Below are 826 nucleotides of genomic sequence, written 5' to 3' on the forward strand. Positions count from 1 at the left end.
TGTCCGGGACCCGGAGACGGTCGCGGGGGAGCACGCCGGTGTGATGTACCGGGCGTTCGACCTGATGGATGTGGAGCCGGAGCGGATCGGCGGGATGCTGGCCGACCTGGTGGCTCTGTTCGAGGCGGGGGTGCTCAGGCCGCTTCCGGTGACGTGCTGGGACGTACGCAGGGCTCCGGAGGCGTTCCGGTACCTGTCGCAGGCCCGCCACGTCGGCAAGGTGGTCCTCACCGTCCCCGCGCCGCTGGACCGCGAGGGCGGGACGGTCCTGGTCACCGGTGGTACGGGTGGTCTGGGCGCGCTGGTGGCCCGTCATCTGGTGACGGAGCACGGGGTACGGCGTCTGCTGCTGGCGGGTCGTCGTGGCCTCGATGCGCCGGGCGCTTCCGAACTCGTCGCTGAGCTGGGCGGGTTGGGTGCCGAGGTGGATGTCGTGGCGGTGGACGTGGCCGACCGCGATCAGCTGGCCGCCGCGCTGGCCGGGCGTTCCCTGACGGCTGTGGTGCACGCGGCGGGTGTGCTGGACGACGGTGTGGTGTCCTCCCTCACGCCCGAGCGGTTCGCGAGGGTGATGCGGCCGAAGGTGGACGCGGTGACGCATCTGCACGAGCTGACCCGGGATGCCGACCTGTCCGCGTTCGTGGTCTTCTCGTCGGTCGCGGGGACGTTCGGGGGTGCGGGTCAGGCCAACTACGCGGCCGCCAACGTCTTCCTGGACGCCTTCGCCGCCCGTCGCCGTACCGCCGGTCTGCCCGCGGTGTCCCTCGCGTGGGGTCCCTGGGCGCCCGGCGCGGGCATGACCGCCGAGCTGACCGAGGCGGACCTG

1 protein-coding gene is annotated in these 826 nt (G+C 72.8%); it reads left to right on the forward strand.

The window, feature by feature from the left end; all coding sequences use genetic code 11:
• Positions 1-826: SDR family NAD(P)-dependent oxidoreductase (locus tag AQJ58_RS40100; protein WP_159056428.1), on the forward strand; the 826-nt coding region annotated here is incomplete at both ends.

Origin of the sequence: Streptomyces sp. DSM 15324 (genome assembly GCF_001514285.1) — a bacterium.
Taxonomy (GTDB): domain Bacteria; phylum Actinomycetota; class Actinomycetes; order Streptomycetales; family Streptomycetaceae; genus Streptomyces.